At 66.3% G+C, this 13,364-nt stretch carries 13 protein-coding genes; 8 read left to right on the top strand and 5 right to left on the bottom strand.

Features of this window, described 5'->3' with window-relative positions; genetic code table 11:
• The first annotated feature begins 1 nt into the window (after position 1).
• Entirely contained in the window at positions 2 to 1,162 is a 1,161-nt protein-coding gene (locus ABE960_RS05175; protein WP_349761171.1) for a tRNA nucleotidyltransferase/poly(A) polymerase-related protein, read from the top strand.
• Positions 1,163 to 1,165: 3 nt separating this feature from the next.
• On the opposite strand, the gene folK is transcribed toward ABE960_RS05175, so the two are convergent.
• Entirely contained in the window at positions 1,166 to 1,684 is a 519-nt protein-coding gene (folK, locus tag ABE960_RS05170; protein ID WP_349761170.1) for a 2-amino-4-hydroxy-6-hydroxymethyldihydropteridine diphosphokinase, read from the bottom strand.
• On the bottom strand, positions 1,684 to 2,049 hold the full coding sequence (gene folB, locus ABE960_RS05165; RefSeq protein ID WP_349761169.1) for a dihydroneopterin aldolase: 366 nt from the start codon (positions 2,047 to 2,049) through the stop codon (positions 1,684 to 1,686). The genes folK and folB overlap by 1 nt, the downstream gene beginning before the upstream one ends.
• A 166-nt stretch (positions 2,050 to 2,215) precedes the next feature.
• Here folB and plsY point away from each other — a divergent pair, with 166 nt between their 5' ends.
• Positions 2,216 to 2,803, top strand: coding sequence for a glycerol-3-phosphate 1-O-acyltransferase PlsY (gene plsY / locus ABE960_RS05160; protein WP_432765338.1), 588 nt, complete (start codon positions 2,216 to 2,218; stop codon positions 2,801 to 2,803).
• Between the two features lie 18 nt (positions 2,804 to 2,821).
• Here the strand turns inward: plsY and tsaD are convergent, their stop codons facing one another.
• Complete coding sequence (gene tsaD / locus ABE960_RS05155; protein WP_349761168.1) at positions 2,822 to 3,859, bottom strand: tRNA (adenosine(37)-N6)-threonylcarbamoyltransferase complex transferase subunit TsaD; 1,038 nt, start codon at positions 3,857 to 3,859, stop codon at positions 2,822 to 2,824.
• 267 nt (positions 3,860 to 4,126) lie between these two features.
• On the opposite strand from tsaD, the gene rpsU reads away from it, so the two are divergent.
• From rpsU to rpoD, 3 genes are all read left to right on the top strand, one after another.
• Positions 4,127 to 4,342: a 30S ribosomal protein S21 gene (gene rpsU / locus ABE960_RS05150; RefSeq protein ID WP_013333229.1), complete on the top strand. Its 216-nt coding sequence runs from the start codon at positions 4,127 to 4,129 to the stop codon at positions 4,340 to 4,342.
• Between the two features lie 121 nt (positions 4,343 to 4,463).
• Positions 4,464 to 6,284, top strand: coding sequence for a DNA primase (gene dnaG, locus ABE960_RS05145; protein ID WP_349761167.1), 1,821 nt, complete (start codon positions 4,464 to 4,466; stop codon positions 6,282 to 6,284).
• Between the two features lie 261 nt (positions 6,285 to 6,545).
• Positions 6,546 to 8,384, top strand: a complete 1,839-nt coding sequence (gene rpoD / locus ABE960_RS05140) for an RNA polymerase sigma factor RpoD (RefSeq protein WP_349761166.1) — start codon at positions 6,546 to 6,548, stop codon at positions 8,382 to 8,384.
• A 92-nt stretch (positions 8,385 to 8,476) separates the two neighbouring features.
• On the opposite strand, the gene ABE960_RS05135 is transcribed toward rpoD, so the two are convergent.
• Together ABE960_RS05135 and ABE960_RS05130 are read right to left on the bottom strand one after the other, a co-directional pair.
• Complete coding sequence (locus ABE960_RS05135; RefSeq protein WP_349761165.1) at positions 8,477 to 9,130, bottom strand: hypothetical protein; 654 nt, start codon at positions 9,128 to 9,130, stop codon at positions 8,477 to 8,479.
• Positions 9,131 to 9,141: 11 nt separating this feature from the next.
• Positions 9,142 to 9,852: a LysR substrate-binding domain-containing protein gene (locus ABE960_RS05130; RefSeq protein WP_349761164.1), complete on the bottom strand. Its 711-nt coding sequence runs from the start codon at positions 9,850 to 9,852 to the stop codon at positions 9,142 to 9,144.
• Between the two features lie 184 nt (positions 9,853 to 10,036).
• Here ABE960_RS05130 and ABE960_RS05125 point away from each other — a divergent pair, with 184 nt between their 5' ends.
• The 3 genes from ABE960_RS05125 to ABE960_RS05115 all read left to right on the top strand — a co-directional run bounded on the left by ABE960_RS05125 (position 10,037) and on the right by ABE960_RS05115 (position 13,290).
• On the top strand, positions 10,037 to 11,416 hold the full coding sequence (locus ABE960_RS05125; protein ID WP_349761163.1) for an L-serine ammonia-lyase: 1,380 nt from the start codon (positions 10,037 to 10,039) through the stop codon (positions 11,414 to 11,416).
• A gap of 354 nt (positions 11,417 to 11,770) precedes the next feature.
• The gene (locus ABE960_RS05120; protein WP_349761162.1) at positions 11,771 to 12,547 is read left to right on the top strand and encodes an ABC transporter ATP-binding protein; all 777 of its coding nucleotides are present in this window, start codon (positions 11,771 to 11,773) and stop codon (positions 12,545 to 12,547) included.
• On the top strand, positions 12,544 to 13,290 hold the full coding sequence (locus ABE960_RS05115) for an ABC transporter ATP-binding protein (protein ID WP_349761161.1): 747 nt from the start codon (positions 12,544 to 12,546) through the stop codon (positions 13,288 to 13,290). Before ABE960_RS05120 ends, ABE960_RS05115 begins: the two co-directional genes overlap by 4 nt.
• The last annotated feature ends 74 nt before the right edge of the window (positions 13,291 to 13,364 follow it).

The raw sequence follows: 13,364 nt of genomic DNA, 5'->3' as shown, positions 1-13,364 counted from the left end.
CATGAGCCCCAGCGAGGATCCCCATCTGCAGGGACTCGAGGTCTACCGGGTCGGCGGGGCGGTGCGTGATGCCCGCCTGGGATGGCCCGTCAAGGACACCGACTGGGTCGTGGTGGGCGCCACCCCCGAGGAGATGCAGCGACGGGGCTTCAAGCCGGTCGGGCGTGACTTCCCGGTCTTCCTGCATCCCGAGAGCCATGAGGAGTTCGCCCTGGCGCGCACTGAGCGCAAGTCGGGCCATGGCTACACGGGCTTCGTGGTCCACGCGAGCCCCGAGGTGACGCTGGAGGAGGACCTGGCGCGACGCGACCTGACCATCAACGCCATGGCCGAGACCCCGATGGGTGAACTGGTCGACCCCCTCGGGGGCCTGGCCGACCTCGAGGCGCGTCGGCTGCGTCATGTCTCGCCGGCCTTCGTCGAGGATCCTCTGCGGGTGCTGCGCACGGCGCGCTTCCTGGCCCGCTATGCAGAGCTGGGCTTCGTCATCGCCGAGGAGACCCGAGCGCTGATGTGCGAGCTGGTGGAGAGCGGCGAGCTTTCGCATCTGGTGGCCGAGCGGGTCTGGGCCGAGACCGAGAAGGCGTTGGGAGAGCCCTGGCCGGAGGTCTATGTCCAGGTGCTGGATGACTGCGGGGCCCTGGTCGTGCTGATGCCGGAGCTGGCGGCCGACCACGCGGGCCTGGACGAGGCGCTTGGCCGGCTGCATCGACTCCCGGAGGACATCGAAGCCGAGGCGCAGACACGCTGGCGCTGGGCGCGTCTGGTGGAGCACCTGGATGACCGTGAGCGCGATGCCCTATCCGAGCGGCTGCGTCTGCCACGGGCTCATCGCGAGTTGGGCACTCAGGCGGCCAGTACTCGCACCCTGTGTCGTGAGGTCGCGTTGAACGGGCTCTGCGGCTCGCAGGTGATGCGCTGGCTAGATGCCATCGATGGGTGGCGCCGCAGCGATCGGGTGGCGCCCCTGGTAAGCCTGGTGAGCCTGGACGACCCGGCCCTGGCCGAGGACCTGGCCCTGGCCTGGCGGCTGGCCGTTCAGGTCCTGCCGAAGGCGCTGGTGGCCGAGGGCTATCAGGGGCGTGAGCTGGGCGATGAACTCGCCCGGCGTCGCCGGGAGGCCATCGACGGAGCGCTCGGGAGCCCGGGCGCAAGGTCGTGAGGGCTACTCCGCGGAGGAGAGCCGCCGGCCCTGCCAGCTGAAGTCCACCGGCCAGAGTCGCTGATGGCCGGCCTCGAAGCGGGCCCAGTGGTCGCTATAGGTCTCGCCGGTGAGCGGATGGCGTGCCTCGGGCAGCAGCTCCGCCAGCGGCTGCAGCACGAAGGCGTGGTGGAGGATCTCGCCGCGGGGCAGCTCGACGCCGTCATGGGTGCCACTGAGGTGGCCCACCGTGAGAAGGTCGATGTCCAGGGTCCGGGGGCCGAACTTGGGGAGGTCCTTGCGGCGGCCGTTGGCGGCCTCCAGCCGCTTGCACCAGGCCTGTAGTGCGCCCACCGAGCGGTCGCTCTCGAAGGCCACCACCAGGTTGTAGAAGTTGCGGCCATCCTCGAAGCCCACCGGCTCGCTCTCGAAGATCCGTGAGATGGAAAGCGGACCGAAGCTTTCGGCCAGCGCATCCAGGCTGGCCTGCACGTGGCGCTCGCGCTCGATGTTGCTGCCGATGCTGACGGTGACCCTGGCCATCAGGCGTCTCCCGGCCGGGTGCCGCGCTCGATGGAGACGCCCACCGCGCCGGCAGCCGACACGGCGCCGGGCTTGCGCACGGTCAGGCGCAGCCAGGCGATGCCGAAGTCGGCGCGCAGGGTCTCGGCCAGGCGCTCGGTGAAGGTCTCCACCAGGGCGAACCGGTGCTCGCCGGCGAAGGCGTTGACGCGCTCGCTGATGGCGGCGTAATCCAGGGTCAGCGCGATGTCGTCACCCGCCGCGGCGGGGCGGATGTCGGTGCCCAGCTCCAGGTCGAGGCGAAGCGTCTGGGTGATGCTGCGCTCCCAGTCGTAGACGCCGATCACGGTGTCCACCTCGAGCGCGTCGATCAGCACAAGATCCATCGTGGCTCCCTGGTCGTTGGGTGATGCGGACCCGGTGACGCCCGGTCCCGCTTGCAGGCGGCGATTGTACGCCAGCGCGTGCTCCGGCGACACCGCGCTCGTGCGGCCTGTCGTCCGAGGCCCCCGGCTGGCAGAATCGAACTATCCCCCCTGGAGGAGGCCGCCCGTGGAGGCGCCATTCGACCTCATCCTGCCGCTGATGGTGATCGGCTATCTCAGCGGTACCTGGCTCGGTGCCCTCACGGTGTGCCGGCTGGCCGGCGTGGGCGATCCGCGGCTGGCGGGCTCCTGTAATCCGGGGTTCTCCAACGTGCTGCGCCTTCACGGCTATCGGCTCGCCCTGGCCACTCTGGCGGTGGATGCCGTCAAGGGCATGCCGGTGCTGTGGCTGGCCATGTGGCTCGGCCTGCCGCCCTGGGCGCAGGGGATGGTGGGACTCAGCGTTCTGCTGGGCCACGCCTATCCGGCCTGGCACCGCTTCCGCGGCGGCAAGGCGGTGGCCAGTGCCTTCGGCGTGATGCTGGTCCTCACGCCCTGGGTGGCGCTCTGCTGTGCCGCGTTCTGGACCCTGCTCGCATGGCGGATGCGCACGGCGGCCATCGCGTCGCTTGCCAGCGCCGCCATGGCGCCGCTGGCAAGCCTCTGGCTGGCCCCGAATTTCGTGGGCGTGGTGATCGTCTTCACGCTGCTGGTGCTGGCGCGCCATGTGTTCAATATCCAGCGCCTCGGGCGCGGCGACGAGCCCGGGCTTTGAGCCGGCACGCGGCGGCTTTCACGCTCCGGCGGGTGCCTCGAGCGAGTCCATCGGCCAGCGCGGCACCGCCTTCATGATGCCGGTCTCGTCATGTTCCCCGGCCATCAGACGCTGGGCCCCCACGTAGGCAATCATGGCCCCGTTGTCGGTGCAGAAGCGTCCTCGCGGATAGTAGGCCCGGGCGTCGCGCTTGTCGCATTCACGCTCGAGTCGCTCGCGGAGCCGCACGTTGGCGCTGACACCACCGGCGACCACCAGGCGCTTGAGGCCGGTCTGGTCGAGGGCGCGGCGGCACTTGATCACCAGTGTGTCGACCACCGCCTCCTCGAAGGCGCGGGCCACGTCGGCATGGGCCTGGTCGTCCAGCTCGCCCGCCCCCTCCAGCTGGCGGATGGCGGTCAGGGTGTGGGTCTTGAGCCCCGAGAAGCTGAAGTCCAGGCCCGGTCGGTCGGTCATGGGGCGTGGGAAGCGGAAGCGGCCGGGGTCGCCCTGCTCGGCCAGTCGGGCTACATGGGGGCCACCGGGATAGTCGAGCCCCAGCATCTTGGCCGCCTTGTCGAAGGCCTCGCCCGCCGCGTCGTCCACTGACTCGCCGAGCAGTCGATACCTGCCCAGTCCCTGCACCTCGACCAGCTGGGTATGGCCGCCGGAGACCAGCAAAGCCACGAAGGGAAAGCCGGGGGGCGCGTCCTCCAACATGGGGGCCAGCAGGTGGCCCTCCATGTGGTGGACGCCAAGCACCGGGATATCCAGCGCCCGGGCCATGCCGTGGGCGGTACTGGCGCCCACCATCAGGGCCCCGACAAGGCCCGGGCCGGCGGTGTAGGCGATGGCGTCGAGTGCCGTGCGCGACAGACCGGCCTCGTCCAGCACTTGCTGGATCAATGGCAGCAGGCGCCTTGTATGGTCGCGGGAGGCGAGCTCCGGCACCACGCCGCCATACTCGGCGTGCATGGCGATCTGGCTGTAGAGGGCGTCGGCCACGAGGCCGCGCTCCGTGTCGTAGAGAGCGACGCCGGTCTCGTCGCAGGAGGTCTCGATGCCCAGTACGCGCATGATGGAGGCTCGTTGATGCGGAGATGGCGGCATTCTACGCATTTTGCCCCTCCTCGGCAGCAGGCAAACGATTTGCACGAGCTCGGCAGGACGACTAGAATACTGTCCGCTGCAAGACTGGGTCGTGCACCCAGGGGTCATGCCCTGAATTTCCTCGCATCGTTCCGGTTCGCCTGGCGAGTCCGGAGCTCTCTGCGTGGTGATCAGGTGGCCCACGGGGTGTGCGTACAAACCGAACTCAAGTTACCCAAGGTAGGTGAGTGCTTAATGCCTTCTGTCAAAGTACGTGATAACGAGCCGTTTGACGTCGCGCTGCGTCGCTTCAAGCGTTCCTGTGAAAAGGCCGGTGTCCTCTCGGAGGTGCGTCGTCGCGAGCAGTACGAGAAGCCGACCGCAGAGCGCAAGCGCAAGGCGGCGGCTGCCGTCAAGCGTCATGCCAAGAAGCTTCAGCGTGAGCGCAAGCGTTTCGAACGGCTCTATTGATCCGTACTGGAGCCGGTGAGGGCCTTCGGCCCCTGCCGTCTCAAGAGGGACGCCAAGCGGCCGCCTAACGGTGGCCGCTTGTTTTTCGTCGTCTCTTTCCCGCCGCCCGCAGGTTGCCCCCATGTCCGGTCAGATCCCTCAACGCTTCATCGATGACCTCCTGGCCCGCGTCGACGTGGTCGAGGTGGTCGGCGAGCGCGTGAAGCTGAAGAAGGCCGGCCGCAACCACTCGGGGCTGTGCCCCTTCCATCAGGAGAAGTCGCCGTCGTTCACCGTCAGCGCCGACAAGCAGTTCTATCACTGCTTCGGCTGCGGTGCCCACGGCAATGCCCTGCGCTTCCTGATGGAGTACGACAAGCTGCGCTTCCCGGAGGCCGTGGAACAGCTGGCCGGGCGACTCGGCATGGAGGTGCCCCGCGAGGGAGCCGATGATCCTCGTGCCCAGGCGCGCGAGCGCAAGCGCAAGGAGGGGGTCAACCTGCTGGAGCTCTCGGCCAGCTTCTATCGGGAGCGGCTGAAGATGCCGGAAGGGGAGGCCGCCCGCCGGTACCTGGCCGACCGAGGGCTGTCGCCGGAGGTCCAGCAGACCTTCGGCATCGGCTGTGCGCCGGTCGGCTGGGAGGCGCTCAAGCGTCACCTGTCGGAGCGCGGTATCGCCGAGGCGGTGCAGATCGAGTATGGCCTGCTGGTCCATCACGAGGACAGCGGCAGGACCTATGACCGTTTCCGCGACCGGGTGATGTTCCCGATCCGCGACATCCGCGGGCGCACCATCGCCTTCGGCGGCCGCGTGCTGGGCGATGCCAAGCCCAAGTACCTCAACTCGCCCGAGACGCCGGTGTTCCACAAGGGGCGCGAACTCTACGGCCTATTCGAGGCGCGCCAGGCCGAGGCGCGCCTCGAACGGGTGGTGATCGTCGAGGGCTACATGGATGTGGTGGCGCTGGCGCAGTTCGGCATCCGCAATGCCGTGGCCACCTTGGGCACCTCGACCAGCGAGGATCACCTGAGTCGGTTGTTTCGGATGGTCGGCGAGGTGGTGTTCTGCTTCGACGGTGATCGTGCCGGTCGTCAGGCCGCCGCCCGGGCCCTGCAGACGGTCTTGCCGCAGATGATCGATGGTCGCCAGGCGCGGTTCATGTTCCTTCCCGAGGGGGAGGATCCGGACACCCTGGTACGCCGGGAGGGGGCAGAGGCCTTCGCGGATCGCATCACCTGTGCAAGCCCTTTGTCGGAATTCCTCTTCGATCACGCGGCAGAGGGGCGCGACCTGGCAACCATCGAGGCGCGAGAGCGTTTCGCCAGTCAGGTGCTCTCGGCCATCGGCAAGTTGCCGGAGGGGGTGCTGAAGTCCCTGCTGCTGGGTGAGCTCTCGCGGCGAACCGGCGTCGACCAGTCGCGATTCGAGGCCCTGGTCAGGCCTCGCGAGGTGCCGGAGGTGGAATCATCAACACCACCGGAGGCCGAGCGTGGCGATGGGGTCGTGTCGAACCCGCAGCAGAGGCCGGGCAAGGGGCGACAGGCCCTGAGCTTGATGGCGCGTGTCCTGCAGCTGCTGGTTCATGATCCTCGGCTGGTCGAGCGTCTGCCCGAGGAGACCGACTGGTACCCCAGGGAGGATCCCGAGGCGCGACTGTGCCGCGAGGTGGAGCGTCTCCTGAGGGCTGGCGGCTATCGCAGTGCCCAGGTATTGCTGGCCCACTTTCATGGCACCCCTGAGGGAGAGTGGCTGGCCGGCTTGGCTCGCCGGGAACTGCTGATTCCTCAAGGATCGCGGGCCGCCGAACTGGACGGTCTGGTCGAGCATTTCCGTCGGCATCGGCTGAGGCCCTCGCGTCAGGAGGAAGTCGATTCCTTGCTGTCAAAGCAGCAACGGGGGGAGCGGCTCTCGCAGGAGGACCGGCAGCGCCTGATGGTTCTTCTCGCCGATCTGAAGGGGTGAGGCGGGCCACTGGCATGGCTGAAAGGACGCGACCGTAAGAACACGGATGCGGACATCGGCGAGGGGGTTGAATTTTCTCCCGACATCACCACATACGAGTCATGTGCTGTTTCAAGGCGCAACCTGACAAACTAACACACCTGAAAGACCGCGCAAATAGACCGAACTGGCAGGAAGGTGGCCTTACCCGCTATACTTTTCTGCTTATCGAGTTTTCACCGCTTCAGGTGCTTCATTCTTCTTCGTCGAGATAGGGTTTCTATGGCTGGAAATGCGCAGCAACAGTCACGTCTGAAGGAGTTGATCGCGCGCGGCAAGGAACAGGGCTACCTGACCTATGCCGAGGTCAACGACCACCTTCCCGAGGATATCGCCGACCCGGATCAGGTGGAAGACATCATCGGCATGATCAACGACATGGGCATCAGCGTCGTCGAGGAAGCCCCCGATGAAGACACCCTGATGATGTCGGATCACTCCACCGATGAGTCGGCGGCCGAGGAGGCCGTGGCCGCCCTCGCCGCCGTGGAGAGCGACGTCGGCCGCACCACCGATCCGGTGCGCATGTACATGCGCGAGATGGGGACCGTCGAACTCCTGACTCGCGAGGGCGAGATCGAGATCGCCAAGAGGATCGAGGAGGGTACCCGCGAGGTCATGTCGGCGCTGGCCTACCTGCCCGGTGCCGTGGAGTCCATCCTTGACGCCTATGATGCCACTCAGGACGAGGAGGCTCCGGGCCGCCTCTCCGATCTCTTTTCGGGCTTCATCGACCCCGACGAGGGGATTCCCGGCGTGGCCGAGGCGGAAGTGCCCGAGGAAGACCCCAATGACGAGTCCGACGGGGATGACGACGACGATACCGAGGCGGAGGAAGAGAACGTCGGCGGTCCCGATCCCGAGGAGTCCCGAGCCCGCTTCGAGCAGATCCGCGAGCTGAACGCCTCGGCCCAGGCGGCCATCGAGGCCCACGGTCGTGCCTCGAAGGAGGCCCAGGAGGAGCTCGCGCGTCTCGCCCAGATGTTTTCGCCGATCAAGCTGGTGCCCAAGCATTTCGAGCGTCTGGTGGGCCAGGTTCGTATCAGCGTCGAGCAGGTGCGTGCCCAGGAAAAGGCGATCATGCAGCTGTGCGTGAAGAAGGCAAGGGTGCCCCGCAAGACCTTCATCAAGGCCTTTCCGGGCAGCGAGTCGCGTCTCGAGTGGCTCGACGAGTTCGGTGCCGCCTACCCGAAGTATTCCACACGCCTTGAGCCACTGCGGGTGGACATCCACCGCTCCCAGCGCAAGATCGCCTTCGAGGAGGAGATGATTCAGCTGCAGGTGCCTGAGATCAAGGAGGTCAACCGCCGTCTCTCCATCGGTGAAGCCAAGGCGCGCCGGGCCAAGAAGGAGATGGTCGAGGCCAACCTGCGCCTGGTGATCTCCATCGCCAAGAAGTACACCAACCGTGGCCTGCAGTTCCTGGACCTGATCCAGGAGGGCAACATCGGCCTGATGAAGGCCGTGGACAAGTTCGAATACCGTCGTGGCTACAAGTTCTCGACCTATGCCACCTGGTGGATACGTCAGGCGATCACCCGCTCTATTGCCGACCAGGCTCGCACTATCCGCATCCCGGTGCACATGATCGAGACCATCAACAAGCTCAATCGCGTGTCGCGGCAGATGCTTCAGGAGATGGGTCGCGAGCCGACGCCCGAAGAGCTCGGTGAGCGTCTCGAGATGCCCGAGGACAAGGTTCGCAAGGTCCTCAAGATCGCCAAGGAGCCGATCTCCATGGAGACGCCCATCGGTGACGATGATGACTCGCACCTGGGGGATTTCATCGAGGACGGCACCATCCTGCTGCCCATCGACTCGGCGACCGGCGAAGGGCTGATCGAGGCAACGCGCAACGTGCTCGGCGGCCTCACCGCCCGCGAGGCGAAGGTGCTGCGGATGCGCTTCGGCATCGACATGAACACCGATCACACTCTCGAGGAGGTCGGCAAGCAGTTCGATGTCACCCGCGAGCGGATCCGTCAGATCGAGGCCAAGGCGCTGCGCAAGCTGCGTCATCCCAGCCGCTCCGAACCGCTGCGCTCCTTCCTCGACGAGTAGTCACAAGAAGGGATCGGGCGGGCATTGTGCCCTCCCGAAGAAACAGGCCCCGCAGGCATCGCCCGCGGGGCCTGTTTCGTCGGGAGGAGGTGTCAGCTGGTGCGACGCGCCCGGGCCCAGTGGCGGGTCAGCAGGAACAGCTCGATCATGGCGATCAGGATCAGCGCATAGCCGAACAGCTCCACCCCCTCCTCGGCGGCATCCTTGAAGATGCGCGCACTGTCCTCGCGAATCGCCTGCCACATCTCGCCTCGGCCATGGAGTCGCGAGAAGACATAGGTGGTCAGGAAGCCGGCGGCGAACAGGCCGAAGGAGAAGCTGCTGGCATAGCCCACAAACTGTGCGGCGAATTCCCGCCGGTGGCGGATCACGCTGTAGAGGCAGGGCAGGATGATCAGTGCCACCAGCAGCTGCCAGGCTCCGTCAGCGACGTGGGCATCGAGCAGGGCATCCTGCTCGCGGACCAGGGAGCCCGCCACGAAGGCGAGCAGCATCAGGCTCACGTGCGGGAGTTCGCGAAGCCCTACCCTCACGTAGAGCAACAGGAGTGTCGAGAGCGCCAGCAGAACGCTCTGGGCCAGCTCGGTGAAGCCCCGTTCCGAGAAGCGGGCCTCGGGCTGGTAGAGGGCCTCATAGTAGGCGCCCTGGGAGATGCCGGCTACCAGCAGGATATAGAGAGTGGCCCTCAGGCAGGTGGCGGGGAAGCCGATCGGCATCGGGCGTTCGGGGGGCAGGCGGGGAGACATCGCGAATCAACTCAATCATAACATCCAGGTAGCGACCAGTTTAGCGTCTCACCCCCGGCGTGCCTACTCGACCGGCATGCCTGGCGGGTTGGCGCGTCGGGCCTCCTCGACGATACAGTCATGCACCGCGGCCACCCGGCGGTCGTCCAGCCCGCCCGGCGCATGGACGATACCGTAGCGCATGCCGGTCGTCCGCGGAGAAGGGCGGGGGCGCAGACGGGAAAGATCCGCTCCTCCATCAGCGGCGTGATGGAGAGCCCGGGGGTGTGCCCATCGTTGAGGGCCAGGTCGAAGTCGCCGTCGCGCTGCGAGCCGCTGCTGTCCTCGGTGGTGAAGTGCAGCTCGATGTCGGGAAAGCGTGCCTGCAGCCGGGGCAGGCGCGGCATCAGCCACTTGTGCAGGAAGGAGGGCGCCGAGCGCAGCCGGATCACCCCGCTCATCACCCCGCTGCGCAGGCGGCACACCTCCAGCCCCACGGCCTGGCAGGCCTCGTCCACCACCGCCGCCAGGCGCCGCCCCTCTTCGGTCAGCTCCAGTCGGCGCGGCAGTCGGCGCGGCAGTCGGCGGAACGGCCTGAACCCCAGCCGCTGCTCGAGCTGCTGGCTCACCGCGCCGGTGGTCACGTGCAGTTCATCGGCCGCCCGCGTGAAGGAGAGGTGGCGGGCTCTGACGGCGAAGACCTTCATCCAGGCGTGGGTCTGGGCATTCAGGTGACGGCTCATGGTTTAGAAATTCTATATCATGCGCGAGATATTCTTGATTGCCGGGGGGGCATATCACCGCCATGCTGAGGAAGACTCTCGGCAAGCGTCGAGTGGCTTTAGCCTGACTGACGCATAGGCGTCAGCCGGACAGCCCCCGACCCTTGATGCCGGCACGCGCCGGCTCTCGACACGAGGCATCCCTATGGCAATCAGCGTCTTCAACCTGTTCAAGATCGGCATCGGCCCGTCCAGCTCCCATACCGTCGGCCCCATGCAGGCCGCCCACGACTTCTTGCAGGTGCTCAAGCTCCGCGAGCTGATTGAGCGCGTGACCCGGGTCGAGGTTCACCTGCACGGTTCCCTCTCCGCCACCGGCAAGGGCCATGGCACCGATCGTGCCATCATCATGGGCCTGATGGGCGAACGCCCCGAGCTCATCGACCCGGCCATCGTCGCACCGCGCATCGAGGAGCTGCTGGAGTCCCGGACCCTGCTGCTCGACGGCCGCCTGGCGATCCCCTTCCAGTGGAACCGGGACCTGCAGTGGCAAGACGAGAGCCTCGCTTACCACCCCAACGCCATGACCCTGGTGGCTCATGGCGACGCCGAGGAACTCTACCGCGACACCTTCTACTCTGTAGGGGGTGGCTTCGTGATCGATGCCGACCAGGCGGCCCGCGGTGAGCTCGACCGTGATACCACGGTGCTGCCCCATGACTTCAACAGCGCCGCCGAGCTGATGGCGCTGTGCCGATTGCACGACCTGCGCATCAGCGAGCTAATGATGGAGAACGAGAAGGCCTGGCGCGGCGAAGACGAGATCCGCGCGGGGCTGCAGCGCATCTGGGAAGCCATGCAGGCGTGCGTCAACCAGGGGCTGGCCGCCGAGGGTATCCTGCCCGGCGGACTCGGGGTCAGACGGCGCGCGGCCACCCTGCATCGTCGGTTGCAGGATTCTGACGGCGATCATGGCCTGATCGCTTCCACCTTCTCGGCGATGGACTGGGTCAATGTCTTCGCCCTGGCCGTCAACGAGGAGAATGCCGCCGGTGGACGGATGGTCACCGCGCCCACCAATGGGGCGGCGGGCATCATCCCCGCGGTGCTTCACTACTATATGAAGTTTCAACCCGATGCCTGCGAGCGTCATGTGGTGGACTTCCTGCTGACTGCCGGCGCCGTGGGCATCCTGTGCAAGAAGAATGCCTCCATCTCCGGTGCCGAGGTGGGCTGTCAGGGGGAGGTGGGGTCGGCCTGTGCCATGGCGGCCGCGGGTCTCACCGAGGTCATGGGCGGCACCGTGGAACAGGTGGAGAATGCCGCCGAGATCGGCCTGGAACACAATCTGGGACTTACCTGCGATCCGGTGGGCGGCCTGGTGCAGGTGCCCTGCATTGAGCGCAACGCCATCGCCTCGGTCAAGGCCATCAACGCCGCCCAGATGGCGCTGGGGGGCGATGGCGAGCACTTCATCTCGCTGGACAAGGCGATCCGCACCATGCGCGACACCGGCGCCGACATGCAGGACAAGTACAAGGAGACGTCCCGCGGCGGTCTGGCCGTCAATGCCATCGAATGCTGACGACGTCCCGAGCCGGCGACCGGTCTGGCCGCCGCGCACAGCAGGCGCGATGTCCCGGCGGGGCATCGCGCTTTTTTTGTCGCCCATGTTCGTCCGTCATAGTTTGCAAGCTATTGATAGCGCGAGCGTCTACACCATTGGTCGAGTTCCGTCCTTCACCTGTTGCCCTGGCGTCGCCACTCATCTAGTTTACGTTAACGTAAAGTGTAGAGTGTTATTCGGGGCTGCCTGACAACTCACTACGGGCCCTCGCTGCCGCTACAGCGCCAGAACAACGACAACGGCCGACAACAACGACAACAACGACAACAGCATCAACGGCGGATCGCGCCAGCGATCCAGAGAGGACGAACCATGACCCAGGCGTTCATACTGGAAACTCGCGGTTTGACCAAGGAGTTCCGTGGTTTCACCGCCGTGGACGACGTCAATCTGCAGGTCCGGGAAGGGCATATCCATGCCCTGATCGGCCCTAACGGGGCCGGCAAGACCACCGTCTTCAACCTGCTCACCAAGTTCCTCCCGCCCACCCGCGGCGAGATTCTCTATCGGGGAAAGCCGATCACCAGCATGCGGGCCAACGAGATCGCCCGGCTGGGCCTGGTTCGATCCTTCCAGATTTCCGCGGTGTTCGCCCACATGACCGCCATGGAGAACGTGCGGGTGGCGCTGCAGCGTCGTCTCGGCACCTCCTTCCACTTCTGGAAGTCCGAGCGCAGCCTCGAGCACCTCAACGATCGGGCCCTCGAGTTGCTTGACGAGGTCGGCCTGCGCGACTACGCCGATGTGCTCACCGTAGAGATGCCCTACGGGCGCAAGCGGGCGCTGGAGGTGGCGACCACCCTGGCCCTCGACCCCACCGTGATGCTCCTCGACGAGCCGACCCAGGGCATGGGCGCCGAGGATGTGGACCGCATCGTCGAGCTGATCAGGAGTGTCTCGAAGGGCCGCACCGTGCTGATGGTGGAACACAACCTCAGCGTGGTCAGCCGTCTGTGCGACCGTATCACCGTGCTGGCCCGCGGCAGCGTGCTGGCCGAGGGCGACTATGAGGCCGTTTCCCGCGACACGCAGGTCCGGGAGGCCTACATGGGCAGTGATGCCGCGGCGGAAGAGGAGGCCAGCGCATGAGTCAGGCAGCAGAGAAGCTCACCGAGTACCAGGACCGGGACGGTGCTGAGATGCTGAGGATCAGCGACCTGCATGCCTTCTACGGCGAGTCGCACATCCTGCATGGCGTCGACTTCGACGTGAAACGCGGCGAACTGGTGACCCTTCTGGGGCGCAACGGCGCCGGGCGCAGCACCACCCTCAAGGCGATCATGAACATGGTCGGCCAGCGCACCGGTTCCATCGTGATCAACGGCAACGAGACCCTGGCCATGAAGCCGCACCGCATTCCTCGGCTCGGCGTGGGCTACTGCCCCGAGGAGCGTGGCATCTTCGCCAGCCTCGACGTCGAGGAGAACCTGCTTCTGCCTCCCACGGTGAGCAGTGGCGGCATGGGCATCGACGAGATCTATGCGATGTTCCCTAACCTCTACGAGCGTCGCCGCAGCCAGGGCACCCGGCTTTCGGGCGGCGAGCAGCAGATGCTGGCCATGGCGCGCATCCTGCGCACCGGGGCGCGGCTGCTGCTGCTCGACGAGATCACCGAGGGGCTGGCGCCGGTCATCGTCCAGGCGCTGGGCGAAGTACTGGTCAAGCTCAAGGAACGGGGCATGACCATCGTGCTGGTGGAGCAGAACTTCCGCTTCGCAGCACCCCTGGCCGACCGTCACTTCGTGATGGAACACGGCCGCATCATCGAGGAGATCAGTGCCGCCGAGCTGTCCTCGCGGCGTGAGCACCTCAATTCCCTACTGGGGGTCTAACGGCCGCGCCGTGCTGCCCCCGGTTCATGCAACACAACCCATGCATCACAACGCACCTGCATCGACAACAACAA

The sequence above is a fragment of the Halomonas aquatica genome (genome assembly GCF_040196335.1).
GTDB lineage: Bacteria > Pseudomonadota > Gammaproteobacteria > Pseudomonadales > Halomonadaceae > Halomonas > Halomonas aquatica.
The sequence above is the reverse complement of the archived record's forward strand: the minus strand, read 5'-3'. Positions and strand labels throughout refer to the sequence as shown.